This window comes from Bradyrhizobium sp. WSM1417, from assembly GCF_000515415.1.
In the GTDB taxonomy this organism is placed as follows: Bacteria; Pseudomonadota; Alphaproteobacteria; order Rhizobiales; family Xanthobacteraceae; genus Bradyrhizobium.
Genome location: NZ_KI911783.1, coordinates 7,770,580 through 7,793,267, shown reverse-complemented (window position 1 = coordinate 7,793,267; position 22,688 = coordinate 7,770,580). Strand labels below are relative to the sequence as shown.

Here is a 22,688-nt window from a genome sequence, read left to right as displayed (position 1 = left end):
GTTGCAACTTCTCCCTGGGGGTATGGGTCCCGGCCTTCGCCGGGACGACGCCGTAGTGTGCAGCTAGCGTTCGCGACTCAGGGCTGCCACAACCGCATCAACGCGCCATTCTTGCCCGTCACCGGATCGGCCGGCGGCCGCGCGACGTTTGGAATCGTCTTCAGCGCCTTGGCGTGGTTCTCCGGCGTTGCGCGGGTGACCTCCATCTTCGCACCCGGCGGATAAGCGCCGATCACGCAGAAATCCGCGCTGGCCTTGATGCGTTGGTGACCTGTGCCGGCGGGCAGGATCGCGACATCGCCGGCCTTGATCTCCAGCTCCTGGCCATGGTCGCCGCCGAAGCGGACGCGCGCGCTGCCACGCGCAACGCCGAGCACCTCGTGCACCGTCGCGTGATAATGCAGATAATCGAAAACGCCATTGCGCCACGTGCCGCCCCAGCCGTTCGCTTCGAACAAGCGTTCGATCGTTTCTTCCGGCTGTTTGGAATCAAGCTTCACCGCAGCCTGGTAGACCAGGAAGGGCAGAATATTGTTCGGCACGAGCCCGTCATCCTCAAACACGATGGCGAGCGGCTCGGCATTGTCGCGGACGACGGACATAAGAGGCTCCTGCGTGAGCGTAGCAGGGATCAACGAAGGGAGTTAAGCGGCGTTCCTTTCACGAAAAAAGCCCGGGTCCAGGCCCGGGCTCTTTGTCATGACGTCAATTGCGAAAGAGTGCGCGCGCCCTACGCGGTCTTCTTCTGCCGCATCAGATCCGCAAAACGCTGGAACAGATAGTGCGAGTCGCGCGGACCCGGTGAGGCCTCGGGGTGGTACTGCACCGAGAACACCGGCTTGCCGTCGAGCTGGATGCCGCAATTGGAGCCGTCGAACAGCGAGATGTGGGTCTGCGTCGCGCCCGTCGGCAGGGTGCTCTCGTCCACGGCAAAGCCGTGGTTCATCGAAGTGATCTCGACCTTGCCGGTGGTCTCGTCCTTCACGGGATGATTGGCGCCGTGATGGCCCTGGTGCATCTTCTTGGTCTTGGCGCCGACGGCGAGGCCGAGCATCTGATGGCCGAGACAAATTCCGAATGTCGGCGTGCCCGACTTGATCACGTCCTGGATCACGGGCACGGCATATTTGCCGGTCGCGGCCGGATCGCCGGGACCGTTCGACAGGAACACGCCGTCCGGCTTCATCGCCAGGATGTCCTCGGATGACGTCGTTGCCGGCACCACCGTCACCTTGCAGCCGACGCCGGCGAGCAGGCGCAGAATGTTGCGCTTGATGCCGTAGTCGATGGCGACGACGTTGAACTCCGGGTTGTCCTGGCGGCCAAAGCCCTTGTCCCAGAGCCAGGGCGTCTCGTCCCAGGTGAAGCGCTGGCCGGAGGTGACCATCGGCACGAGGTCCATGCCCTCGAGGCCCGGCCATTCGCGCGCTTCTTCCTTCAGGCCGTGCAGGTCGAACTCGCCGTCTTTGGCGTGTGCGATCACGGCGTTGGGCATGCCCTTGCTGCGGATCAGCGCGGTCAGCGCGCGGGTGTCGATGCCGGAGAGGCCGATGATGCCGCGGGCCTTCAGCCACTGGTCGAGATGCTTGGTGGCGCGGTAGTTCGAGGGATCGGTGATTGCGGTGCGCAGGATCACGCCGCGCGCGCCGGGCGTCGCGGCCATGTTCACCGTCTCGATGTCGTCGTCGTTGGTGCCGACATTGCCGATATGCGGGAACGTGAAGGTGATGAGCTGGCCGGCATAGGAGGGATCGGTGAGGATCTCCTCATAGCCGGTCATCGCGGTGTTGAAGCAGACCTCGCCGACGGCTTGGCCTTCGGCGCCGAGGCCAAAGCCTTCCAGCACCGTGCCGTCAGCAAGCACCAACAGCGCGGTCGGTTTGTGGTCCGGCCAAGCGTGATCGTTATCATGTTGTGTCATGAGCCCGGTTCATAGTCCCCGCGGGCGCCGCCGTCAAAGCGGAGATGCGCCGATTCACATGCGTTTTTGCATATTTGACAGGTCGCCTTGGACCCCTAAGCTCCGCGGCATAATTTCCGGCAAATTCGGGGGCTTGGGAGGCAATAATGGACCAGACGATGCCGATTCTGCTGGTTCCGGGATTAGCCTCCTCGGCCCGGATCTATGCGCCGGTCATCCCGTCGCTGTGGCGGTTCGGCCCGGTGATGGTCGCCAACCATATTCGCGACGACAGCATGGCGGCGATCGCCCGGCGGGTGCTGAGCGAGGCGCCGCCGCGCTTCGCGCTCGCCGGCCATTCCATGGGCGGCTACATCGCGCTCGAGATCATGCGCCAGGCGCCCGAGCGGGTGGCCAAGCTCGCGCTGATCAACACTCAGGCGCGGCCCGACACGGCGGAGGCGACCGCGCGCCGCCGGGGCCTGATGGAGCGGGCCAGGCGCGGCGAGCTGCGTGCCGCGCGCGAGGAGATGTTTCCCGAACTGGTGCATCCGTCGCGCCGCGACGATTCCGGCATTCGCCAGCTCGTGCATGAGCAGGGCGAGGACGTCGGCGTCGAAGGCTATCTGCGACAGCAGACCGCGATCATCGCGCGAGTGGATTCACGGCCGACGCTTGCGACGATCAAATGCCCGACGCTGGTGCTGACGGGCGATGCGGACAATACGATTCCCAACGCATTCTCGAGGGAGATGGCGGAGGGCATTGCCGGTGCAAGGCTCGTCGTTCTGGAGGATTGCGGACACTTGCCGCAGCCGGAGCAGCCCGCGGCGACGGTGCGGGCGTTGGTCGAATGGCTGGGACCCCCGGTTGTCTCAGGGCCGCGAACGGCCTAGATCAGGCGTCGGATATTCTAGGGGAGCACGACCATGCTGCGCGACGACATCAACAATGCGGTCAAGGAGGCCATGAAGGCCAAGGAAGAGCGCAAGCTGTCAACGCTGCGCATGGTCAATTCGACCATCAAGAACGCCGACATCGAGGCGCGCGGCAGCGGCAAGCCGCCGCTCTCCGACGCTGATCTGCTCGGCGTGTTTCAAAAGATGATCAAGCAGCGCCAGGAATCGGTCGAGCTCTATGAGAAGGGCGGCCGCGCCGAACTCGCCGCGCAGGAGCGCGAGGAGATCGCGGTGATCTCGGCGTATCTGCCGAAGCAGATGTCGGACGACGCCGTCAAGAAGGCGATCTCGGATGCCATCGCCGAGACCGGCGCCGCCGGCATGAAGGACATGGGCAAGGTGATCGCCGTGCTGAAGACGAAGTACGCCGGCCAGATGGATTTCGGCAAGGCGTCCGGTTTGGTGAAGGCTGCGTTGACGGGCTAGTTCTTCCCCTCTCCCCTTGTGGGAGAGGGTGGATCGCCGCGTAGCGGCGAGACGGGTGAGGAGTCTCGCTCCGCGTGTGCCGCTCTCAAGACAAGAATTTGCCGACAGAAACCCCTCATCCGGCGCTTCGCGCCACCTTCTCCCACAAGGGGAGAAGGGTGCACCTTTGATGCGGCGCCCGTTCGGTCTACTCTCTCCCGATAGACAAATCGGGAGGCAACCGATGACCGCCATCAAGCCGTTTCGCATCGCCATCAGCGACGACATTCTCACCGACCTCAAATCGCGCCTCGCCCGCACGCGCTGGCCGGAGGCGGAGCTGGTCGACGACTGGAGCCAGGGTGCGCCGCTGAAATGGATCCAGGAGATCTGCGCCTATTGGGCTGATGGCTATGACTGGCGCGCGCGTGAGGCCAAACTCAACCGCTTCGAGCAGTTCACCACCGAGATCGACGGGCTCGATATCCACTTCCTGCATGCGCGCTCGAACGAGCCGTCGGCGCTGCCGCTGATCATCACCCATGGCTGGCCCGGCTCGATCGTCGAATTCCAGAAGGTGATCGCGCCGCTGGTCGATCCTGTCGCGCATGGCGGCAATCCCGCCGATGCTTTCCACGTCGTCTGTCCGTCGCTGCCGGGCTTTGGGTTCTCCGGCAAGCCGAACACCACCGGCTGGGGCGTCGATCGCATCGCCGCGACCTGGGTCAAGCTGATGGACCGGCTCGGCTACGCGCGTTATGGCGCGCAGGGCGGCGACTGGGGCTCGGCGGTGACGACCTCGCTTGGCATGCAGGACGGCGAGCATTGCGCCGGCATCCACGTCACGCTCGCCTTCAACGCCGCGCCGAAAGTCGAGGGCGAGCCGACGCCGGAAGAGAAGCGCGCGCTCGCCGGCCTGAAGCATTATGTCGACCTCGACTCCGGCTATTCGAAGCAGCAATCGACGCGGCCGCAGACACTCGGTTACGCTCTGACCGATTCGCCGAGCGGACAAGCGGCCTGGATTCTGGAAAAATTCTGGGCCTGGACCGATTGCAACGGTCATCCCGAAAACATCTTCACCAAGGACGAGTTGCTCGATAACGTCATGCTCTACTGGGCGACGGAGACGGCGACCTCGTCGGCGCGGCTCTATTGGGAAAGTTTCGGCAAGCGCCGGACCTCGCCGGTCGTCAAGGTGCCGACGGGCGTGGCTGTCTTCCCCAAGGAGATCATCACGCCGGTGCGGCGCTGGATGGAGCCGAACTTTCACAACATCACGCATTGGAGCGAGATGGAGAAGGGAGGCCATTTCGCCGCATTCGAGCAGCCGGAGCTGTATGTCGGCGAGGTCAGAAAGTTCTTCCGGACGGTGCGCTGAGACGCATTCTCCGTCAGGCCCGGGCTTGTCCCGGGCATCCACGCCCTTAAACTCAGGTCAAACAAGAAGTGGATGGCCGGGACAAGTCCGGTCAAGACGACGCTGCCGGGAAACGACCATGCTCACCGAAGCCAACACCTATGACGAACTCTACGGCAGTTTCCGCTGGGAGATCCCGGCGCGCTTCAACATGGCGGAGGCCTGCTGCGATCGCCACGCCGACGGCACCGGCCGGCTCGCGTTGGTCTATGTCGACGAGAACGGCGCCATCACGCGCACATCCTTCGACCACGTCGCGGAGATGTCGCGCTGCTTCGCCAATGTGCTGAAGGCGGATGGCCTTGCCCGCGGCGACCGCGTCGCGGTGTTCCTGTCGCAGTCGCTGGAGCTGCCGATCGCGCACATGGCCGCGTTCCGTTCGGCGATGATCTCCATCCCGCTGTTCGCCCTGTTCGGCGAGGACGCGCTGGAATTCCGCCTGTCGAACTCGCAGGCCAAGGCGATCGTCACCGACGAGGGCGGCTGGGAGAAGCTTTCGAAGATTCGCGACCGTCTGCCGGAGCTGAAGAATGTCTACATCGTTGGCGAACGAACGCCGGCGGGCACGACATCGTTCTGGAATTCGGTCAAGGCTGCATCGCCCGACTTCACGCTGGTGGACACGTCTGCGGACGATCCCGCGCTGATCATCTACACCTCGGGCACGACGGGCAATCCGAAGGGCGCGCTGCACGCCCACCGCGTCGTGCTCGGACATCTCCCCAATGTCGAGATGTGCCACAACTTCCTGCCGCGCCCCGGCGATCTGATGTGGACGCCGGCGGATTGGGCCTGGATCGGCGGCCTCATCAACGGTCTGTTCGCGTTCTGGTATCACGGCATTCCCTTGGTCGGTCACCGCGCGCGAAAGTTCGAGCCGCAAGCGGCGATGCAGATGATGGCCGATCTCGGCGTGCGCAATGTCTTCCTGCCGCCGACCGCGCTGAAGCTGATGCGGCAGGCCGGCGTGACGCATCCGGGAGTCAAGCTGCGCAGCATCTTTACCGGTGGCGAGTCCCTCGGCGGCGAGCTGCTCGGCTGGGTCCGCGAGACTTTCGGCGTCGACGCGCATGAGGTGTTTGGCCAGACCGAATGCAATCTCGTGATCGGCAGCAACGCGAATCTGTTTCCGATCCGCCCCGGTTCGATGGGCAAGGCGACGCCGGGTTTCGACGTCCGCATCGTCAACGACAGAGGCGAGGAGCAGCCACGCGGACAGCGCGGCATCATCGGCGTGCGCCAACCCTGTCCTTGCACGATGCTCGAATACTGGCGCAATCCGGAAGCGACGGCGAAGAAATATGCCGGCGAGTTCCTGCTCACCGGCGATCTCGGCGTGCAGGACGAGGATGGTTACTTCTGGTACGTCAGCCGCGAGGACGACGTCATCACCACCGCCGGCTATCGCGTCGGACCGTCCGAGATCGAGCACACGCTGATGAAGCATCCGGCGGTGGCGATGGCGGCGGTGGTCGGCATTCCCGATCCGATCCGCACCGAATCGATCAAGGCCTGGATCGTGCTGCGCCCGGGCTTTGCCGCCGGCGACGCACTCGCGCGCGAGATCCAGGAATTCGTCAAGGTGCAACTCGCCGCCCACGAATACCCGCGCTTCGTGGAGTTCGCGGAGACACTGCCAATGACCGCGACCGGAAAGGTGCTGCGGCGCGAGCTGCGAGCGCTCGGGTAGAGCAAATCGTCATCTCACCGCTGCGGCGTCGACAGCGCGGATCGCAGCATCGCGGCGAGGTCTCGCCGCCGGAACGGCTTGGTCAGGATGCGGGCATCGCCGATCCCGTCGGGCGCCTTGACCGGATTTTGGCTGTACCCGGAGGTGAAGAGCACCTTGAGCCCGGGCCGCAACTGGATTGCTTGCCTGGCAAGCTCCGGCCCGAACATGCCGCCGGGCATCACGACGTCGGTGAACAGCAGGTCGATGTCCGCGGACTGGCGCAACAATTCGAGCGCCGCCGGGCCGCTTGCGGCCGTGATGACGCGGTAGCCGAGCGCCTTCAGCTCGCTTTCGACATAAGTCCGAACCATGTCGTCGTCCTCGACGACGAGAATGGTCTCGTTTCCTTCGCGCGTGACGATCCCTTCGGCGGGTGGGGCGTCCTCGTTTGGCGGTGTCGCCAGGCGGGGAAAGAACAGCCTGACGGTGCTGCCTTGTCTCGGTGCGGACTGCATCTGCACCAGCCCGCCGGACTGCCGAACAAACCCGTAGACCATGCTCAGGCCGAGCCCGGTCCCCTTGCCGACCTCCTTGGTGGTGAAGAACGGCTCGAACGCCCGGCTCGCCACCTCGGCGGTCATGCCGCTGCCGGTGTCCGTCACAGCCACCATGATATAGTCGCCCGGTCGCGGCTCGCCGTTGATGTCCAAGTCGGATTCACCGAGCGAGACGTTGCGCGCCTCGATGGTCAGCCTGCCGCCCAACTGCATGACATCGCGCGCGTTGAGCACGAGATTGAGCAGGGCCGTCGTCAGCTGGCCGGGATCGACGCTGGTCAACCCCACATCCGGTTCGAGCACGAAAGCGCATTCGATGTGTTCGCCCAGCGGCCGGCGCAACAACGCCTCCATCTCCTGAATCTTCTTGCTAATGTCGATGTCTCGCGGCCTCAGGGGCTGCTTGCGCGCGAAGGCGAGCAGGCTCCGCGTCAGGTCGGAGCCGCGCTCGGCGGCTGTTGCGATGTCGCCGGCGATCCGGTGCAACTCCTTATTTCCCGCCAGCCTGTCGGCAAGGTGCTCCGAATTGCCGAGAATGACGGTGAGGAGGTTGTTGAAATCATGCGCCACGCCGCCGGTGAGCTGGCCCATGGCCTCCATTTTCTGGGATTGACTGAGCTTCTGGTTGAGGTCCGCGATGGCCGCGCGTTGCTGCTCGAGCGACTCGGCGGTGCCATTGAGCAGGGTCATCAATCTCCCCAGCTCGCCGCGCGGATGGGGCGGGGGAATTCGCGCGCTGAGATCGCCGAGCCCGAGTCTCTTCGCCATGTTGGCGAGCCGCCCGACCTGGCGCCCGACGCTCACGGTTGCGAGGATCCATACGCCGGCCAGCAGCAGCAGCAAGGCCACCGCGAGGATCGCCATGTCCTCGTAAAGCCGGCGATTCGCCGCTGCGACCAGTCCGTCCTTGGAACGTCCGACCAGGATGAAGAGGCCGGCATCACGGATCGAAGGCGAGTGGGCGACGGCCCAGACCTGCGTGCGGCCGTCGCGATCGGTCACTTCCTGAAATGCCTTTTGATCGGGAGCCGTCGCGAAGCGGAGCAGGTCGGATCCCGCAATCGACGCGCCCACGGGCGCGGTCCAGCCGGCTGTCGAGGGGGCGACGAGAACGGTGCCCGTGGCGTCGATGAGCAGGATATCCTTCTCGGCGAGCAGCCGCTTGTGGTGATACTCGGCAAATTTGCGCAGGTTGAACGAGGCGAGCAGCACCAGCTTCAGCGCGCCCGCCTCAGATCGCACCGGATATGCGATCTGGAGCACCGATATTCCGGTCAGCCGGCCGAATACCGGCTCAACCACGACGCTGCGCGAGACCAGGGCCTGCTTGAAATAGGCGCGATCCCTCAGATCGAGGGTGCGGTTGGTCCGCAGCGAGTCGCAGAACAGGCTGCCGTCCGGGTCGATGGTCAGGATTCCCGTGAACTGAGGGTATTCCTCGCGCACGTCCGATAGAAACGCCGAGCACGCCGCCTTGTCGCGCGTGTCGAGGTCGCGCGCGCGGGCCAGACCGTAGTGAAGCTGCGCGGTGCCTTGAATCTTCTCACTCAGATCGCTGGCAATGTCGTCGGCCGAGGCGGCCAGATTGGCGAGGGCGGCGTTGATTTCGCTGCTCCGGTTCTGCACGAAACGCAGCCCGACGAGGCTCGCCGGCACCAGCATGGCCGCGATGACGAGTATCAATAGCCGGGTACGCAAGCTCATCGGTCGAACGGTCCAATCTGGTCATCGCGCGCTCGTTCAAGGACCCAATTTGCGGCACCACCCTCCGCTCAGTCCATAGGCGACGGGCCGAAAAAGTCCTCGATGGGGAAAGATTTCGAGCTAGTTGCGCACGGATGAGCTTCTCGAAACGAGCGCCGCCGACGACGCGATGGCTTTCCCGGGTCGGCGCCGGCGGCCTCGGGATACCGTCGTCCGGCCGTCAACTCGCGCGTGCGCGCCGGCCGCGGGAACGCTAATATCGAGGTCAATCCGCGTGCGACGGAGATCGCGCCGGCCAACGAGGAGGAAGCTGATGTCCATTTCGGGCAAGGTCGATCCGGTGGTGCGTCCCGTCGCGGCGACCGACATCGCCGAGGCGCTGGTCGAGGGCCTGCGTGACTTCCAGGCGCTGCCGCTTTACGGCCTCTGCTTCGGTGCGCTCTACGCGGCCGGCGGCATTGCCATCATGCTGTGCTTCACCGCGTTCGGCATGGTCTATCTGGTCTATCCGCTGGCCGCCGGCTTCGCGCTGCTCGGGCCATTCGTGGCGATCGGGCTCTATGAAGTCAGCCGCCGTCGCGAGCGCGGCAAGCCCGTCTCGCCCGGCGCGATCTGGTCGGCCGTGCGCGCGCGCAGCGAGATCGGCTGGATGGCCTTCGTCACGCTGTTCGTCTTCGTGGTCTGGATGTATCAGGTGCGGCTTCTGATCGCGCTGCTGCTTGGCCTGCATGCCTCGTTCTCGAGCCTGCAGGAGTTCATGACGGTGGTGCTGACCACGAACGAGGGCTTGCTGTTCCTCGGCATCGGCAACGCGGTGGGCGCAGTGCTGTCGCTGATCTTGTTTTCGCTGACCGTGGTGTCTTTTCCGCTGCTGCTCGACCGCGAGGTCGATTTCGTCACGGCGATGGTGACAAGCGTGCGCGCGGTCGTCGCCAGCCCGCTGCCGATGATTGGCTGGGCCGCGGTGATCGTGATGGTCCTGATCGTCTCGGCGCTGCCGTATTTTCTGGGGCTGGTGGTGACGCTGCCCGTGCTCGGGCACGCGACCTGGCATCTTTATCGGCGGATCGTGGTGCCGGTGGCGTAACAGCGAGCCGGACGCAACGGCAGCGAGCTATTCGCCCGTAGCCAGCCGGCGCTCGCCTGATGAGGTCAGTTCGAGTTCACCGAGGCGCCTGATCGCATAACCGAGGTTGGTCAGCCGCTCGCCGTGCGCTTGCGGAATTTCGCCTTGCGCCTTGCCCTTGCCGATCTCGGCCAAGGACGCAAATTCATCGGCGCTGAGCGCAACGCTGCTGTCTGTCATCAGGCAACCTCGTCGGTCCATACCTTGAAATTGAGCAGCTTATTCGGACCGAAGGTCTGGGTGATCGGGACGTCCGCGGCATCGCGTCCTTGCGCGATCAGCACGCGGCCGATCCGCGGCGTGTTGTTGCGGGGATCGAACATGTGCCAGCTTCCGCCGAGATAAGCCTCGAACCAGCCGGCGAAATCTCCCACGGCCCAAGGCTTCGGCGTTCCGATGTCGCTGAGATAGCCGGTGCAGTAGCGTGCCGGGATGTTCATGCAGCGGCAGAACGCGATGGCAAGATGAGCATAGTCGCGGCACACACCCTTGCCTTCGTCGTAGACTTCTCGCGCCGTCTTGGTTGCGCGCGCGTGCTCATAGCCAAAAGCGATGTGACGATGAACGAAATCGCAGATGGCCTGGACCCGCGCCCAACCGGGCGGCGTGTGCTCGAACAATTTCCATGCGATATCCGACAGGCGATCGGTCTCGCAGTAGCGACTGCCGAGCAGATAGACGAGCGTGTCGGTCGGCAGCGCCTCGACGGCGTGTTGAGCCGCGTTCGGAAACGCCGGGTCGGGCAGGCCGCTGTCGCTCACGACCCCATCGCCGGCAAGGCGAAAGGCGCCGGCCGGCGCTACGATACGGCTGCACCAATTGCCGAAGAGGTCGCGATAGGGGGTGATCGGCACCGAGGGTCTCGTGGTCACCAGGTCGGGCACGATGACATCGGAGGCGCGGGTGAAGTGCGTGCCCAACACCATGATCATGGGCGTGGGCTGCGGGAATTCGTATAGCATCTCAAACCCGACGCGGAGCTTCATACGATTTTCCCTTGGCTAAGCTCCCAACATGGCTACGAAGCGGCCGATCACAAGGCTTTGACGGCTTATTCGGTCGCGCGCGGCATTTGGCGCCTCAAAAGTGCGGCACGGGCGAGAAAACGATAGCTAATTGCGGCGATTGCGCGCACGGTGCGGGAATGTCGAAAGATCTGTCGTTTCTGCGCCTATGCAGCGCCACGACTATTCGCGCGACGTGAAGCGCCTCATTCCCTCGCCCCGGCGGAGTCGCCACGTCGCAGCAGCGGTCGTTGCGTAGATTGCCCACTCCAGCGGTGAGTTGGACGCGGCAGGCGCGTGCCGCGGACACCTGAAGGTTTCACCGCGATTCGATCATGAGATCGAACGCCAACCGAAAGCACCAGATGCAAGCTCTCTCCCCACGGCACGTCAAGACAGAAGAAGCGCTCCGGCTCGGCGTCGAGTCGGGCTGGTACGCGATCAAGGTCAGTGGGACCTTTGTCTCGGGCCCGCACGATTCGGAAGCGGATTGCAGTCGCAAGATCGACGAAATCAATCCGCCGGTGAAGAAGAAGCGGTGACGGCGCAGGGTTCGTCCGCTACGGCGTCTTGATACCCATCGCCCTCAACGCTTCCAGCATCCGCGCCGGCGGCGCCATCTTGATCTGAGGCGCCTTGCCCGTTTCCAGCAGGCTCTTCAGCCCCGACAGGATTGCGGGCCAGCCGGTGCGGCCGCCGGACAGGATGTCGTCGCTGAGCGGGCGGTCGTGACGTTCGCTCATGGTGAGGCGGACGGCCTCGCCGGCTTGTTCGATCTCGTAAGTGACAAGCGTGGTGCCGAGCTTCGCGACGAGGTCGGGCCAGTTGACGTTCCACGTCACCGTCAGCCTGTTCGGCGGATCGTATTCGAACACATCGCCCGAGATGTGTTCCGACCCATCAGGCGCGCGCACGACGAATTTGCCGCCGAGTCTTGGCTCCATCTCAACCGCAAAGCCGGAAAAGTATTTGCGGCTGAACTCGGCGGAGGTCAGCGCCTCCCACACCTTGTCCGGCGTCGCGGCGATGTAGATCGTGTAGACGGTGAGCGGCTTGAACTGATCGAGGTTCATTTTGCATCAAATCCCTTGTTGAGGGCTGCGCGCGGAATGGCCAGCACTTTGCCGCGTTCCAGCAGGCTCTTGAGACCGGACAGGATCGCCGGCCAGCCGTTGGAAACGGCGCCGAGATATTTGCCGCCTTCGACGAAGCCGTCATGCAGCACCGTCAAACGCACGAGCGAGCCGAACGGTTCGATGGTGAACACGACGCGCGAGATCGGTTCGCCGCGCAGCTCTTCGTATTTCTGATGCTTGAAGCTGTAGGACAACCGCCGCGGCGGATCGGCTTCTAGGATTTCGCCGGAATCGGTGGTCTCGCCGTCCAGCAGCAGCGCGAACGGGGAGCCGATTTTCCAATCGGACCTGACCTCGGCGCCGAACCAGTATTGCTGGGTGAACTCGCTTGATGTCAGCGCCTCCCACAATCTCGTTGGCGTGGTCTCGATGTAGGTGACATAGACGAATTGCGGCTTACTCATCACGCTTCTCCAACTGGCGTTTCAACTCGCCGAGTGCGGCGAGCTTGCCGCGCTCGAATTTCTTGATCCAGCGCTCGCCGATCTGATGGATCGGAACCGGATTGAGATAGTGCAGCTTTTCGCGGCCGTGCCTGATGGTCGTGACCAGGTTGGCCTGTTCCAGAATCCCAAGGTGCTTGGTCACCGCCTGGCGCGTCATCGCGAGCCCTTCGCAAAGCTCGTTCAGCGTCTGGCCGTTCCTGGCGTGAAGCCTGTCGAGCAGCGACCGTCGTGACGCATCGGCGAGCGCTTTGAAGACCTCATCCATATCCATGACGGGGATAATAGGCAACCAAATGGTTGCCTGTCAAGATGGTGATGCAGCGCGCGCGGCTCGTGTTCCTGCAGACACCGGAGATGAAGACGTGGGGGCGGCGGCGCTGGACGGAAACCGAGGGCCATGCATTAATGCCCCAAACCGCTCTCAGCGAGTCCTCCCCATGATGTCTCTGCAAGCCTATCTCGCCTTCCTTGCCGCCTGCATCGCGCTGGCGCTGCTGCCGGGGCCGATCGTCACTCTCGTCATCGCCAACGGGCTGCGCCACGGCACGCGTGCGGCGCTGACCAATGTGGCCGGTGCGCAGGCCGGTCTCGCCATCGTCATCGGCATCGTCGCGGTCGGCCTGACCTCGCTGATGGCGACCATGGGCTACTGGTTCGACTGGGTCCGCTTTGCCGGCGCCGCCTATCTGGTCTGGCTCGGCATCAAGCTGATCTGGGCGCCGGTCGAGGGCGTCAATGTCGACCAGCCACCGGCGCCGCCGCGCGGCGGATTCTTCCTGCAAGGTTTCCTGGTGCTGCTGTCGAACCCGAAGGTGCTGGTGTTCTTCGGCGCCTTCATCCCGCAGTTCATGGACATGAACCGCGACCACTTCCCGCAGGTCGCGCTGCTGGGCGCAACCTTCATGGTCACTGCGGTGATGACGGACGCGCTCTACGCCATCGCCGCCGGGCGTGCGCGAAAGTTCTTCTCGGCTCGCCGCACGCGCATGATGTCGCGCATCTCCGGCGGCTTCATGATCGGTGGCGGCATCTGGCTGGCCCTGACCAGGGCAAAATAACCGCCATCGGGCTAGTCGACCAGCCTCTCCGCCCGCAGCTCCAGCTCGATCTCCGCAAAAATCCGCGCCAGCCGCTCGGCCCATTGTTGCTGGCCGGACTGGTCGGCGATCAGATCCTGGCGGATCTCGATGCCGGTGTTGACGATGCCGCGGCCCTCGCCGTGCACGGGGATGGTGTAGTCGGTGAGGTCGTTCACCGCGTAGGGCTCGTTGTCGCCGACGACGAGATCGCTCTCTCTGCGCAGATGTCGGAGCAGCAGCTGCGGCAGCACGGTGTCGCGATTGTAGAGCGCGCCGATGTGCCAGGGGCGCGCGACGCCGGCGTAAACGGGGGTGAAGCTGTGCAGCGACACCAGCACCGTCGGCCACTTGTCGTGCACGCGGCGGCCGATCGCGGCATCGATACGGCGGTGATAGGGTTCGAAAATCTCGCGCCGGCGCGCTGTGCGCTCCTGATCCGAAATTCCCTCGTTGCGCGGGATCGCGGTTGCTTCGGAAATCAGGGGGATCGAGCTCACGGCGCCGGGTGGGCGGTTGCAGTCGATCACCAGCCGCGAATAGCGCTGGGCGATCAGATGTGCGCCCAGCATCTCTGCCAGCCGGTCGGCGACCCCCGCAATGCCGATGTCCCAGGCGATATGCCGCGTCAGCTCGTCTCCCGCAACGCCGAGATCGCCGAGTGCACGCGGCAGAACCCGTCCGTAGTGGTCCGAAGTGAGCAAAAAAGGCGATGTCCCTTGCGCATTCACCTCGTGCACCGGGGAAACGTCACCCTCGCTGAGGAGTTGATTGGTCGCCTCGATTGTGTCTAAAGCCATCCTGATTGCCTAATGAAACAGCAGTCACCCCGAAGAATCGGGCGGGATTGCTATAGATTGCTCCGCCCGACATCACCATGATTGCCTGACGATGCCGCTGCTGACGATTCATCACAAGACCGAATATCGCTACACCCGCCCCGTGGCGTTCGGCGAACACAGGATCATGCTGCGTCCGCGCGACGGGCATGATCTGCGCGTGATCGACTCCAGGCTCGAGATCTCGCCGGAGCCGATGTCGCTGCACTGGATCCACGACGTGTTTGGCAATTCCGTCGCGATCGCGAATTTCGACGAGCGCGCGGACACGTTGGTCTTCGACTGGCACGTCACCGTCGAGCACAATCCAGTCGAGGAGTTCGCGCTGACGCCGGACGACTCGGCCTATTTCTATCCGTTCGCGTATGACGACGAGGAATTTCCCGACCTCGTCCACTACATCACGCCGCAATACACCGACCCCGACGGCGAGATCGCGGAATGGGCGCGCGGCTTTCTCGACGAGGACGCGCCGACTCCGACCTTCAAGATTCTGAGCGGCATGACCCACGGCATCCGCGAGCGGTTTAAATACCGCAAGCGCCACGAGCTGGGCACGCAGCATCCGCTCGACACCTTGCAGTCCGGTAGCGGGACCTGCCGCGACTACGCGCTGTTCATGATCGAGGCGCTGCGCCATCTCGGCATCGCCGCATGATTCGTCTCCGGCTACATCTTCCTGCCGGAGGATATCGAACAGCGCCATGTCGGCGGTGGTTCGACGCATGCCTGGGTGCAGGTCTACCTGCCGAGCGCGGGCTGGATCGAGTTCGATCCGACCAACGGCATCGTCGGCACCCGCGACCTCATCCGCGTCGCGGTCGCCCGCGACCCGCGCCAGGCGATCCCGCTCCACGGCGTCTATATCGGCGCTGCGGGCGCGTTCGACGCCATGGACGTGACCATCAGGGTGGTATCGGACGAGCAACGCAGCGGCGAGGAGCTGGAGGCGGAGGTTTCATAGCCGCTCACCGCCGTCGTCCTGGCGAAAGCCAGGACGACACTGGAATGTGTGGCGCTGTCGCTCTGAATCATTCGCAGCTATAGAGCCCCCATGACCTCCGATCGTCTTTTCGTCTACGGCACGCTGATGCGCGGCTTCGACCATCCGATGGCGCGGCTGCTTGCGGGCCACGCGGATTTCATTAGTGAAGCGACCTGCCGCGGCCGGCTGGTTCTGGTGCAGCATTATCCGGGGCTGTTGCTCTCCGATGTGCCGTCCGACCGTGTCCACGGCGAACTCTTTCACCTGCGCGTGCCCGACGAGCTGTTGCGCGAGCTCGACATGTACGAGGCCTGCGGCGAAGGCTTTCCGGAGCCGACCGAATATCTGCGCCAGCTGGTCGATGTGACAGGCGCGGACGGGTTGACGGCCCCGGCCTGGACTTACATCTACAACTGGCCGGTCACCGATCTGCCGCGCATCGAATCCGGCCGCTTCCTTGACGACTAGGCCGACAGCACTTCCTTCACCGCGCGCACGTCGACCTCGCGCTCGACATAGCTCCACTCCTCGGTCCGCCTGAGCATCGCAACCAGCTCCTCGAACAGCGACGCGTGCGCGGGCGCAAATTCGAACCAGGTCAGGAAATCGAAGGGCCCGCCGAGGTCGCGGCAATGATAGAGCTGTCGCGCAATCGCAGGCAGGAAGCGCAGGCTGCTCGCGATGTGATGCGACTTGTCCTCGAAGATCCTGCGGCGCTCTTCCTGGGTCAGATCCCACCAGGCCTGCGACTTGCGGATCGGGATCAGCGCCGCGCTGGTTGCTTCCAGCCGGCCGAGGCCGGCCTGCATGGCAGTGAGCTGCTGCTTCTCGGCGCGCTCGGTGTAGCGCAAGCTGCTCGCGACACCGACCAGGCGCCAGGCATTGCGCGAGGGCACCAGCGGCAGCGCGATGGCCTCGCTGTCGGTGACCGACAGCGCCGGCATGAAGGCGAGGGGCTCGCCCGTGACAGGCGAAATCGAGGTGATGCGCCAACCCCCGCTCTGGCCGCCTCGGAAGGTCCTGAACATCGCCCATGGAAGCGTGGAACCGGGGCGGGTTCAAGGCCCCCTTGCAGTCCGGGCTCACACTCCGCGGGCCCCGGGATGACCGAAGGGCTGTGAACAGCGCGTATAAGCCTGACAAACCTGACTTCTGGACGGGTCGTCCCTATATCCCTGATCCCTTCGCCCGACTCACACGGTTTCGCGTTACACAGAGCCCATGCGCTTCACGCCCCAATTCCTCGACGAGCTGCGTGCCAGGCTTTCGGTCTCCGAAGTCGTTGGCAAGCGCGTCAAGCTGAAGAAGGCGGGGCGAGAGTGGAAGGGACTGTCGCCGTTTCAACAGGAAAAGACGCCGTCCTTCTACGTCAACGACCAGAAGGGGTTTTACCACGACTTCTCCTCCGGCAAGCACGGCGACATCATCAGCTTTATGATGGAGACCGACGGCCTGCCGTTCGCGGAGGCCGTGGAGCGGCTCGCAAATATGGCGGGCCTGCCGCTGCCGGCGGTGACGCCGGATGCGGCGCGTCAGGAGCAGCGGCGCCGCTCGCTGCACGACGTGATGGATCTCGCGGCCAAGTTCTTTGCCGAGACGCTGGCCTCGCGCGTCGGCGCCAAGGCGCGCGGCTATCTCGCCGACCGCGCCATCTCGCCGGCGACGCAATTGCAGTTTCGGCTGGGCTATGCGCCGCCCGATCGTTTCGCGCTGAAGGAGCACCTCGGCAAGCTCGGCGTCTCCGTCGACGACATGGTCGAGACCGGCATGCTGGTGGCCGGCAACGACATCCCCGTGCCCTATGACCGCTTCCGCGACCGCGTGATGTTTCCGATCACGGATCTGCGCGGCCGCGTCATCGCCTTTGGCGGCCGTGCGCTGGAGAAGGACGTTCCGGCCAAGTACCTGAACTCGCCGGAGACGCCGCTCTTCCACAAGGGCGACAATCTCTACAACCACCAGACCGCGCGCAAAGCCACCCATGACGGCAGTCCCCTGGTCGTGGTCGAAGGCTATGTCGACGTCATCGCCATGGTCACTGCGGGCTTTGCAGGGAGCGTGGCGCCGCTTGGCACCGCGCTCACCGAAAACCAGCTTGCGCTGCTCTGGAAGATGGCGGACGAGCCGATCCTCTGTTTCGACGGCGACCGCGCCGGCCAGAAGGCGGCGTATCGTGCCGCGGATCTCGCCTTGCCGTTTCTCGCGCCGGGCAAGAGTCTTCGTTTTGCGCTGTTGCCGGAGGGGCAGGACCCCGACGATCTCGTGCGCTCCGGCGGTCGCGGCGCGATCGAGGAAGTGATCGCGGCGGCGCGTCCGCTCGCCGAGATGATCTGGTCGCGCGAGCTCGAAGGCGGCAATTTCGCCACGCCCGAGCGCCGTGCCGCGCTCGAAGCGCGAATCAAGGAGCTTTCCAACGGCATCCGCGACGAGGTGGTGCGGCGCTATTATCGGCAGGATCTTGCCGAGCGGCTTCAGCGCGCCTTTGCCCCCGAAGGCGGGCGCGGCGGCTCTAGCGGCGGCCGTGGCAATTTCCGCCCCGGCCCTGGCGGCCGCCAGTTCCAGCCCCGTGGTGGGGGAGGTGCGAATCGATTCGGCGGTCAGGGATTTGGTGGCCGCCGCGGCCCGCCCGGTCCGATCCAGCTGCCCTCCGGACCCTACCAGGCGGCGAGCGCGCAGCTCGCGGCGAGCCCGATCATGCGGGGACAGCGCAGCGCCATCTCCCGCCGCGAGGCCCTGATCCTGCAAATCCTGATCAACCATCCCTGGCTGCTGCATGATCACCTCGAGGAAGTCGCGGCCCTGGAACTCGCCCATCCCGAGGTCCACAAGCTCCGGGCCGGCATCATCGCCGCCTTTGCCAACGACCATCACCACTCGCCGGACCCGGGCGAGCTCGCCGAGAAGATGCGCAGCGACCTCGAGAAGGGTGGATTTTCCCAAGCACTTCAAAGGGTTGAGGGCGGCATCACGACCGCGGCGGTGTGGGGCGCCCGTGAGGGCGCCGCACGGGACGACGTTCTCTCCACCTGGCATCAACTGGTCGCCTTGCATCGGCAGTACCATTCACTACTTAGAGAGCTGAAAGACGCCGAGCTGGCCTTGGGCGAGGATCCCAGCGAGGCCAACATGGCGTGGCTGCGCGACGTCAAGGCTCGGATAGGCGAAGTCGACGGCACCGAGGCCCTGATCGAGGGTTTTGGCGAGCTGTCGGGCCGGTTCCAGAAGAGCGTGTGATGAAAGAATCATGCGGACGGCCGGGACCGGAACCGCTAAAAGACTCGCCAAATCCGAGGTTTGGCGGCAAAAACAGGGTTAATCGAGGCTTAACGGTCTTGTAGCACTTTGGCCACCAGGCGGCCGCAGGCAGAACAGACGCGTCAGGAATGAATCCGCGCAATTGCTGTTGGCACTATACCTGCAACCGCTGCGACAAAGAGGCTCTACGAAGCGTTAGGCAAATCCGGCGAGTGAAAGGTCGGGGGTGGCGACAAGAGGTCCGCGCCGCCCTTTCCGTGTCGAGATCTGACGAAGCGAGAGCATCGAGCAACAGGTTCAAGTGATTTCACGCGGGCGCGGCGAACGTCTGTGTGAAACGCGTTTAGGAGCAATGGATGGCCACCAAGGCAAAGACGCTGCAGGCGAAGGACAAGGAAAAAGACGACAAGGCAGCGGACGCGCCGGAGAAGGACTCCCAGGACGCGCCCTCGCCGTTGCTCGATCTGTCCGACGCGGCCGTGAAGAAGATGATCAAGCAGGCCAAGAAGCGCGGCTTCGTGACCTTCGATCAGCTCAACGAAGTTTTGCCGTCCGACCAGACCTCTCCCGAGCAGATCGAGGACATCATGTCCATGCTCTCGGACATGGGCATCAACGTCACCGAAGCCGACGATAGCGAAGGCGAGGAGGACAAGGACGAGAGCGGCGAGGACGAGACCGACAACGAGCTGGTCGAAGTCACCCAGAAGGCCGTCACCGAGGTCAAGAAGAGCGAGCCGGGCGAGCGCACCGACGATCCCGTGCGCATGTATCTGCGCGAGATGGGCACCGTCGAGCTGCTGTCGCGCGAAGGCGAAATCGCGATTGCGAAGCGCATCGAGGCCGGCCGCGAGGCGATGATCGCAGGGCTGTGCGAAAGCCCGCTGACCTTCCAGGCCATCATCATCTGGCGCGACGAGCTCAACGAAGGCAAGATCTTCCTTCGTGACATCATCGATCTCGAAGCCACCTATGCCGGCCCCGACGCCAAGGCCGGCATGAACAATGCGATGATCGCCGGTCCCAACGGCGAGACCGGTGAAGCGCCGGCCGAAGGCGGCCAAGCCACCGGCGCCGCGCCCGCGCATGTCGCCCCGCCGGCCGCACCGCCGGCGCCGACCCCGTTCCGCGCCGCGCCTGCGCCCGGCAATGCCGGCGACGCCGCGAAGGATCCGGCGGAGTCCGCCGCCGAAGCCGACATGGACGAGGACGACGAGTTCGAGAACCAGATGTCGCTTGCGGCGATCGAGGCCGAGCTCAAGCCGAAGGTCGTCGAGATCTTCGACAAGATCGCCGACAGCTACAAGAAGCTGCGCAAGCTGCAAGAGCAGGACATCCAGAACCAGCTCGAGAGCACCTCGCACGGGCCCTCGCTCTCGCCGCACCAGGAGCGCAAATACCGCAAGCTCAAGGACGAGATCATCGTCGAGGTGAAGTCGCTGCGCCTGAACCAGGCGCGTATCGACTCACTCGTCGAGCAGCTCTACGACATCAACAAGCGCCTCGTCTCGCATGAGGGCCGCCTGATGCGCCTTGCCGACAGCCACGGTGTCGCGCGCGAAGACTTCCTGCGCAACTACACCGGCTCGGAGCTCGATCCGCGCTGGCTCAACCGTGTCTCGAAGCTGTCGGCCAAGGGCTGGAAGAACTTCGTCCATCACGAGAAGGACCGCATCAAGGACCTCCGCCACGAGGTGCATCAGCTCGCGGCGCTGACCGGCTTGGAGATCATCGAGTTCCGCAAGATCGTGCACTCGGTGCAGAAGGGCGAGCGCGAAGCCCGCCAGGCCAAGAAGGAGATGGTGGAAGCCAACCTCCGTCTCGTGATCTCGATCGCCAAGAAATACACCAACCGCGGCCTGCAGTTCCTCGACCTGATCCAGGAAGGCAACATCGGCCTGATGAAGGCGGTCGACAAGTTCGAGTACCGCCGCGGCTACAAGTTCTCGACCTACGCCACGTGGTGGATCCGGCAGGCGATCACCCGCTCGATCGCCGACCAGGCGCGCACCATCCGCATCCCCGTGCACATGATCGAGACGATCAACAAGATCGTGCGCACCTCGCGCCAGATGCTCAACGAGATCGGCCGCGAGCCGACCCCGGAGGAGCTCGCCGAGAAGCTCGGCATGCCGCTGGAGAAAGTGCGAAAAGTCCTCAAGATCGCCAAGGAGCCGCTCTCGCTGGAGACGCCCGTCGGCGACGAAGAGGATTCACACCTCGGCGATTTCATCGAGGACAAGAACGCGATCCTCCCGATCGACGCCGCGATCCAGTCCAACCTGCGCGAGACCACCACGCGCGTGCTCGCCTCGCTCACCCCGCGCGAAGAGCGCGTGCTGCGCATGCGCTTCGGCATCGGCATGAACACCGACCACACGCTGGAAGAAGTCGGCCAGCAGTTCTCAGTGACGAGAGAGCGTATTCGCCAGATCGAGGCGAAGGCCCTGCGCAAGTTGAAGCATCCGTCGCGGTCAAGGAAGCTGCGGAGCTTCCTCGACAACTGAGCGCGAACATCGATTCAAAGCAAAACGGCGGGCCAAGGCCCGCCGTTTTTGTTTTAGCTTCCGCTCTCGCCCGGTCCTTGCGAGCGGAGCGAAGCAATCCATCGCGCAGCATGTGGAGCCGTGGATTGCTTCGCTCCGCTCGCAATGACGTGGATAGGGCTGAAGCCTATTTCTTCTTCGCGCCGACCCGCTCGAGGTTCTTGATCTCCAGCGCCGGGCGGCCGGATTTTTCGGCGATCTCGCGGTCCTGCTCCATGATGTAGGCGCGGGCCGGCTCGTCGCCGTCGAGGCCGCCGAGCAATTCGGCGGGCACGCGCCGGTTGGAGCGTTGGGAGCCGTCTTCATAGAAGACGTTGAAAAAGGCGAATTCGCCCTTGGGATTGGTTCCGGGTTTTTTGGCCATGGCCGGCTTTTCGTCGATCAGGGGGCCATAGTCAAATGACTTTGGCAGGTTTCCGGGGGCTGGCCGCGGGGCGCTGCGGCGGCAGAACCGGCTGCGCGATCGATCCACGAACCCGTTTACGAGGCGCCTGATGTCGGGCGGAAGCATCCAACGCTTCGCAAAACCCGATGCGCTCCGCCGAGGAGACCCTTACCTTCAGCCTTGCCTCACCCTTGCCTCAACAAACGGCGGGCCGCGAAGCCCGCCGTTTATTTTGGTCTTCAGTGTCGCCCGGGGCTGGCGGGGCGACAACCTAGAATAGAAGGTTATAACCGGCGCCATGCCGTGGCAAGGCAAATCGTTAGCACTGCGATGTCTGAGCGAGCACATCGCATTTGCAGTGGTCGCGGCATCGCGTTTCGCCGAAGCAATTGCTTGGACGGACAAAATCACTTTGTTCATATTTCCTGCTCTCGCAATGCAGCGACCGGTGCGCGCCTTGTCAGCAAGCGCGCGTTCGCCGGCACGTGTTCCCGCGTGCGTGCAGAAGTTGCGATGCGAACATTATTGAGTTCCGCACTTCACGCAATCGCGTCGGCGCGATTCGAAAGTTCTTCACCAGCTCCGTTGCGACCGCCTTGCCGTTCTAACCGGAGGGCCGATCCGGAAGCGATAGTCCCGGAAGAATCCGGGCCGCTTCGCCTCACGCTGCCGGCGCGATCCGGTCGGCCGTCCTGGTGTTCGTTGTGTTGGCTTGCTGCGCCTGCTGACGCTCCGTCATGGTCTGCCAGAGCGTTGCGATGCTGGCCTGCGTCTGCGGCGCGATCAGGCAGTGGCCTTCATTGTCGAAACCGCAGAACCGCGCCGCCGGGTCCTTCTTCACTTCGGTCAGTGCCTGGTTGATCATCTCCAGGCAGGTGATGACCTGGCCGACGTCCTGCAGCCGCGTGTGATGCAGGACGTCGATCAGACGAAACGTCATCACCGCGGGCTGGCCGTAGCTGATGCCCGGTCGACCGAACTCCAGCAGCACGTTGACGGCCGGAAACACGCCGCGGATGTGCTCGAGCACGCCGGCCACGTCCTCGACGCTGCAGGCGACGAGATGGGCGGGCGCGGCCGGGGCGGCCGCAGGCGACCGGGGCGCAAGGTTGAACGAGGCGAGCAGCTCCTGCTCGATCCATTGCCGCACCGGTGCCGGTGCATTGCGAACCTGCTCGGCGGTCAAGCTAATTCCGATCATGGACGGCTCTCCTGTTTGCTCCAGTCTAGGAAGAAGGGCATGAGACGCGTTGATGCGGATCAAGCGCAGCGC

At 64.2% G+C, this 22,688-nt stretch carries 21 protein-coding genes and 2 pseudogenes; 11 read left to right on the top strand and 12 right to left on the bottom strand.

The genetic code is table 11. The features are described 5' to 3' along the window. Window positions 1-77: 77 nt before the first annotated feature. Window positions 78-602, bottom strand: coding sequence for a hypothetical protein (locus tag BRA1417_RS0138140; protein ID WP_027520300.1), 525 nt, complete (start codon window positions 600-602; stop codon window positions 78-80). A gap of 128 nt (window positions 603-730) precedes the next feature. Then, window positions 731-1,921 (bottom strand): glutamine-hydrolyzing carbamoyl-phosphate synthase small subunit, encoded by a 1,191-nt coding sequence (carA, locus tag BRA1417_RS0138135; protein WP_027520299.1) that lies wholly within the window; start codon window positions 1,919-1,921, stop codon window positions 731-733. 131 nt (window positions 1,922-2,052) lie between these two features. On the opposite strand from carA, the pseudogene BRA1417_RS0138130 reads away from it, so the two are divergent. The 4 genes and pseudogenes from BRA1417_RS0138130 to BRA1417_RS0138115 form a co-directional block, all read left to right on the top strand. Beyond that, window positions 2,053-2,796, top strand: a pseudogene (locus tag BRA1417_RS0138130) (alpha/beta fold hydrolase); the annotation flags it as partial. 33 nt (window positions 2,797-2,829) lie between these two features. Next, complete coding sequence (locus tag BRA1417_RS0138125; RefSeq protein ID WP_027520297.1) at window positions 2,830-3,285, top strand: GatB/YqeY domain-containing protein; 456 nt, start codon at window positions 2,830-2,832, stop codon at window positions 3,283-3,285. Window positions 3,286-3,508: 223 nt separating this feature from the next. Then, window positions 3,509-4,645, top strand: coding sequence for an epoxide hydrolase family protein (locus tag BRA1417_RS0138120; protein ID WP_027520296.1), 1,137 nt, complete (start codon window positions 3,509-3,511; stop codon window positions 4,643-4,645). 118 nt (window positions 4,646-4,763) lie between these two features. Continuing rightward, window positions 4,764-6,374, top strand: a complete 1,611-nt coding sequence (locus tag BRA1417_RS0138115; RefSeq protein ID WP_027520295.1) for an acyl-CoA synthetase — start codon at window positions 4,764-4,766, stop codon at window positions 6,372-6,374. Between the two features lie 14 nt (window positions 6,375-6,388). Here the strand turns inward: BRA1417_RS0138115 and BRA1417_RS0138110 are convergent, their stop codons facing one another. Beyond that, window positions 6,389-8,617 (bottom strand): ATP-binding protein, encoded by a 2,229-nt coding sequence (locus BRA1417_RS0138110; protein WP_027520294.1) that lies wholly within the window; start codon window positions 8,615-8,617, stop codon window positions 6,389-6,391. A 313-nt stretch (window positions 8,618-8,930) separates the two neighbouring features. On the opposite strand from BRA1417_RS0138110, the gene BRA1417_RS0138105 reads away from it, so the two are divergent. Then, the gene (locus tag BRA1417_RS0138105; RefSeq protein ID WP_027520293.1) at window positions 8,931-9,704 is read left to right on the top strand and encodes a DUF2189 domain-containing protein; all 774 of its coding nucleotides are present in this window, start codon (window positions 8,931-8,933) and stop codon (window positions 9,702-9,704) included. 27 nt (window positions 9,705-9,731) lie between these two features. Here the strand turns inward: BRA1417_RS0138105 and BRA1417_RS0138100 are convergent, their stop codons facing one another. Both BRA1417_RS0138100 and BRA1417_RS0138095 read right to left on the bottom strand, forming a co-directional pair. Then, on the bottom strand, window positions 9,732-9,923 hold the full coding sequence (locus tag BRA1417_RS0138100; RefSeq protein ID WP_018453604.1) for a hypothetical protein: 192 nt from the start codon (window positions 9,921-9,923) through the stop codon (window positions 9,732-9,734). Beyond that, entirely contained in the window at window positions 9,923-10,729 is an 807-nt protein-coding gene (locus BRA1417_RS0138095; protein ID WP_027520292.1) for a transglutaminase family protein, read from the bottom strand. Before BRA1417_RS0138095 ends, BRA1417_RS0138100 begins: the two co-directional genes overlap by 1 nt. Before the next feature lie 383 nt (window positions 10,730-11,112). On the opposite strand from BRA1417_RS0138095, the gene BRA1417_RS0138090 reads away from it, so the two are divergent. Continuing rightward, a complete protein-coding gene (locus tag BRA1417_RS0138090) occupies window positions 11,113-11,289 on the top strand; it encodes a hypothetical protein (RefSeq protein WP_245286329.1) in 177 nt (58 codons plus the stop codon). An 18-nt stretch (window positions 11,290-11,307) separates the two neighbouring features. Here the strand turns inward: BRA1417_RS0138090 and BRA1417_RS0138085 are convergent, their stop codons facing one another. The 3 genes from BRA1417_RS0138085 to BRA1417_RS0138075 are packed head-to-tail and all read right to left on the bottom strand — an operon-like array spanning window position 11,308 to window position 12,594. Then, window positions 11,308-11,820, bottom strand: a complete 513-nt coding sequence (locus tag BRA1417_RS0138085; RefSeq protein WP_027520290.1) for an SRPBCC family protein — start codon at window positions 11,818-11,820, stop codon at window positions 11,308-11,310. Continuing rightward, on the bottom strand, window positions 11,817-12,287 hold the full coding sequence (locus tag BRA1417_RS0138080; RefSeq protein WP_027520289.1) for an SRPBCC family protein: 471 nt from the start codon (window positions 12,285-12,287) through the stop codon (window positions 11,817-11,819). The genes BRA1417_RS0138085 and BRA1417_RS0138080 overlap by 4 nt, the downstream gene beginning before the upstream one ends. Then, window positions 12,280-12,594, bottom strand: coding sequence for a helix-turn-helix transcriptional regulator (locus BRA1417_RS0138075; protein ID WP_027520288.1), 315 nt, complete (start codon window positions 12,592-12,594; stop codon window positions 12,280-12,282). Before BRA1417_RS0138075 ends, BRA1417_RS0138080 begins: the two co-directional genes overlap by 8 nt. Before the next feature lie 172 nt (window positions 12,595-12,766). Between BRA1417_RS0138075 and BRA1417_RS0138065 the strand changes: the two genes are divergently transcribed. After that, window positions 12,767-13,387 carry a LysE family translocator gene (locus tag BRA1417_RS0138065; RefSeq protein ID WP_081747781.1) on the top strand — a complete coding sequence of 207 codons (621 nt, stop codon included), beginning with the start codon at window positions 12,767-12,769 and terminating at the stop codon, window positions 13,385-13,387. An 11-nt stretch (window positions 13,388-13,398) separates the two neighbouring features. On the opposite strand, the gene BRA1417_RS0138060 is transcribed toward BRA1417_RS0138065, so the two are convergent. Continuing rightward, complete coding sequence (locus BRA1417_RS0138060; protein ID WP_027520286.1) at window positions 13,399-14,205, bottom strand: N-formylglutamate amidohydrolase; 807 nt, start codon at window positions 14,203-14,205, stop codon at window positions 13,399-13,401. A gap of 91 nt (window positions 14,206-14,296) precedes the next feature. On the opposite strand from BRA1417_RS0138060, the pseudogene BRA1417_RS41555 reads away from it, so the two are divergent. Both BRA1417_RS41555 and BRA1417_RS0138050 read left to right on the top strand, forming a co-directional pair. Beyond that, window positions 14,297-15,208: pseudogene (locus BRA1417_RS41555) on the top strand (transglutaminase N-terminal domain-containing protein). A gap of 90 nt (window positions 15,209-15,298) precedes the next feature. Then, window positions 15,299-15,697, top strand: a complete 399-nt coding sequence (locus tag BRA1417_RS0138050) for a gamma-glutamylcyclotransferase (RefSeq protein ID WP_027520285.1) — start codon at window positions 15,299-15,301, stop codon at window positions 15,695-15,697. Here BRA1417_RS0138050 and BRA1417_RS0138045 read toward each other — a convergent pair. After that, window positions 15,694-16,257: a chlorite dismutase family protein gene (locus BRA1417_RS0138045; protein WP_027520284.1), complete on the bottom strand. Its 564-nt coding sequence runs from the start codon at window positions 16,255-16,257 to the stop codon at window positions 15,694-15,696. The two genes, BRA1417_RS0138050 and BRA1417_RS0138045, sit on opposite strands and share 4 nt — an antisense overlap. 193 nt (window positions 16,258-16,450) lie before the next feature. Between BRA1417_RS0138045 and dnaG the strand changes: the two genes are divergently transcribed. Together dnaG and rpoD are read left to right on the top strand one after the other, a co-directional pair. Then, a complete protein-coding gene (dnaG, locus tag BRA1417_RS0138040; protein WP_027520283.1) occupies window positions 16,451-18,463 on the top strand; it encodes a DNA primase in 2,013 nt (670 codons plus the stop codon). Window positions 18,464-18,840: 377 nt separating this feature from the next. After that, on the top strand, window positions 18,841-20,991 hold the full coding sequence (rpoD, locus tag BRA1417_RS0138035; RefSeq protein ID WP_027520282.1) for an RNA polymerase sigma factor RpoD: 2,151 nt from the start codon (window positions 18,841-18,843) through the stop codon (window positions 20,989-20,991). A 166-nt stretch (window positions 20,992-21,157) separates the two neighbouring features. On the opposite strand, the gene BRA1417_RS0138030 is transcribed toward rpoD, so the two are convergent. Together BRA1417_RS0138030 and BRA1417_RS0138025 are read right to left on the bottom strand one after the other, a co-directional pair. Next, window positions 21,158-21,394: a hypothetical protein gene (locus BRA1417_RS0138030; RefSeq protein ID WP_007614643.1), complete on the bottom strand. Its 237-nt coding sequence runs from the start codon at window positions 21,392-21,394 to the stop codon at window positions 21,158-21,160. Window positions 21,395-22,076: 682 nt separating this feature from the next. Beyond that, window positions 22,077-22,616 (bottom strand): hypothetical protein, encoded by a 540-nt coding sequence (locus BRA1417_RS0138025; RefSeq protein ID WP_027520281.1) that lies wholly within the window; start codon window positions 22,614-22,616, stop codon window positions 22,077-22,079. Window positions 22,617-22,688: the final 72 nt, after the last annotated feature.

Coding starts and splice junctions, on each gene's coding strand:
- BRA1417_RS0138140 (WP_027520300.1), bottom strand. CDS start 602: ATGTCCGTCGTCCGCGACAATGCCGAGCCGCTCGCCATCGTGTTTGAG.
- carA (WP_027520299.1), bottom strand. CDS start 1,921: ATGACACAACATGATAACGATCACGCTTGGCCGGACCACAAACCGACC.
- BRA1417_RS0138125 (WP_027520297.1), top strand. CDS start 2,830: ATGCTGCGCGACGACATCAACAATGCGGTCAAGGAGGCCATGAAGGCC.
- BRA1417_RS0138120 (WP_027520296.1), top strand. CDS start 3,509: ATGACCGCCATCAAGCCGTTTCGCATCGCCATCAGCGACGACATTCTC.
- BRA1417_RS0138115 (WP_027520295.1), top strand. CDS start 4,764: ATGCTCACCGAAGCCAACACCTATGACGAACTCTACGGCAGTTTCCGC.
- BRA1417_RS0138110 (WP_027520294.1), bottom strand. CDS start 8,617: ATGAGCTTGCGTACCCGGCTATTGATACTCGTCATCGCGGCCATGCTG.
- BRA1417_RS0138105 (WP_027520293.1), top strand. CDS start 8,931: ATGTCCATTTCGGGCAAGGTCGATCCGGTGGTGCGTCCCGTCGCGGCG.
- BRA1417_RS0138100 (WP_018453604.1), bottom strand. CDS start 9,923: ATGACAGACAGCAGCGTTGCGCTCAGCGCCGATGAATTTGCGTCCTTG.
- BRA1417_RS0138095 (WP_027520292.1), bottom strand. CDS start 10,729: ATGAAGCTCCGCGTCGGGTTTGAGATGCTATACGAATTCCCGCAGCCC.
- BRA1417_RS0138090 (WP_245286329.1), top strand. CDS start 11,113: ATGCAAGCTCTCTCCCCACGGCACGTCAAGACAGAAGAAGCGCTCCGG.
- BRA1417_RS0138085 (WP_027520290.1), bottom strand. CDS start 11,820: ATGAACCTCGATCAGTTCAAGCCGCTCACCGTCTACACGATCTACATC.
- BRA1417_RS0138080 (WP_027520289.1), bottom strand. CDS start 12,287: ATGAGTAAGCCGCAATTCGTCTATGTCACCTACATCGAGACCACGCCA.
- BRA1417_RS0138075 (WP_027520288.1), bottom strand. CDS start 12,594: ATGGATGAGGTCTTCAAAGCGCTCGCCGATGCGTCACGACGGTCGCTG.
- BRA1417_RS0138065 (WP_081747781.1), top strand. CDS start 12,767: ATGATGTCTCTGCAAGCCTATCTCGCCTTCCTTGCCGCCTGCATCGCG.
- BRA1417_RS0138060 (WP_027520286.1), bottom strand. CDS start 14,205: ATGGCTTTAGACACAATCGAGGCGACCAATCAACTCCTCAGCGAGGGT.
- BRA1417_RS0138050 (WP_027520285.1), top strand. CDS start 15,299: ATGACCTCCGATCGTCTTTTCGTCTACGGCACGCTGATGCGCGGCTTC.
- BRA1417_RS0138045 (WP_027520284.1), bottom strand. CDS start 16,257: ATGTTCAGGACCTTCCGAGGCGGCCAGAGCGGGGGTTGGCGCATCACC.
- dnaG (WP_027520283.1), top strand. CDS start 16,451: ATGCGCTTCACGCCCCAATTCCTCGACGAGCTGCGTGCCAGGCTTTCG.
- rpoD (WP_027520282.1), top strand. CDS start 18,841: ATGGCCACCAAGGCAAAGACGCTGCAGGCGAAGGACAAGGAAAAAGAC.
- BRA1417_RS0138030 (WP_007614643.1), bottom strand. CDS start 21,394: ATGGCCAAAAAACCCGGAACCAATCCCAAGGGCGAATTCGCCTTTTTC.
- BRA1417_RS0138025 (WP_027520281.1), bottom strand. CDS start 22,616: ATGATCGGAATTAGCTTGACCGCCGAGCAGGTTCGCAATGCACCGGCA.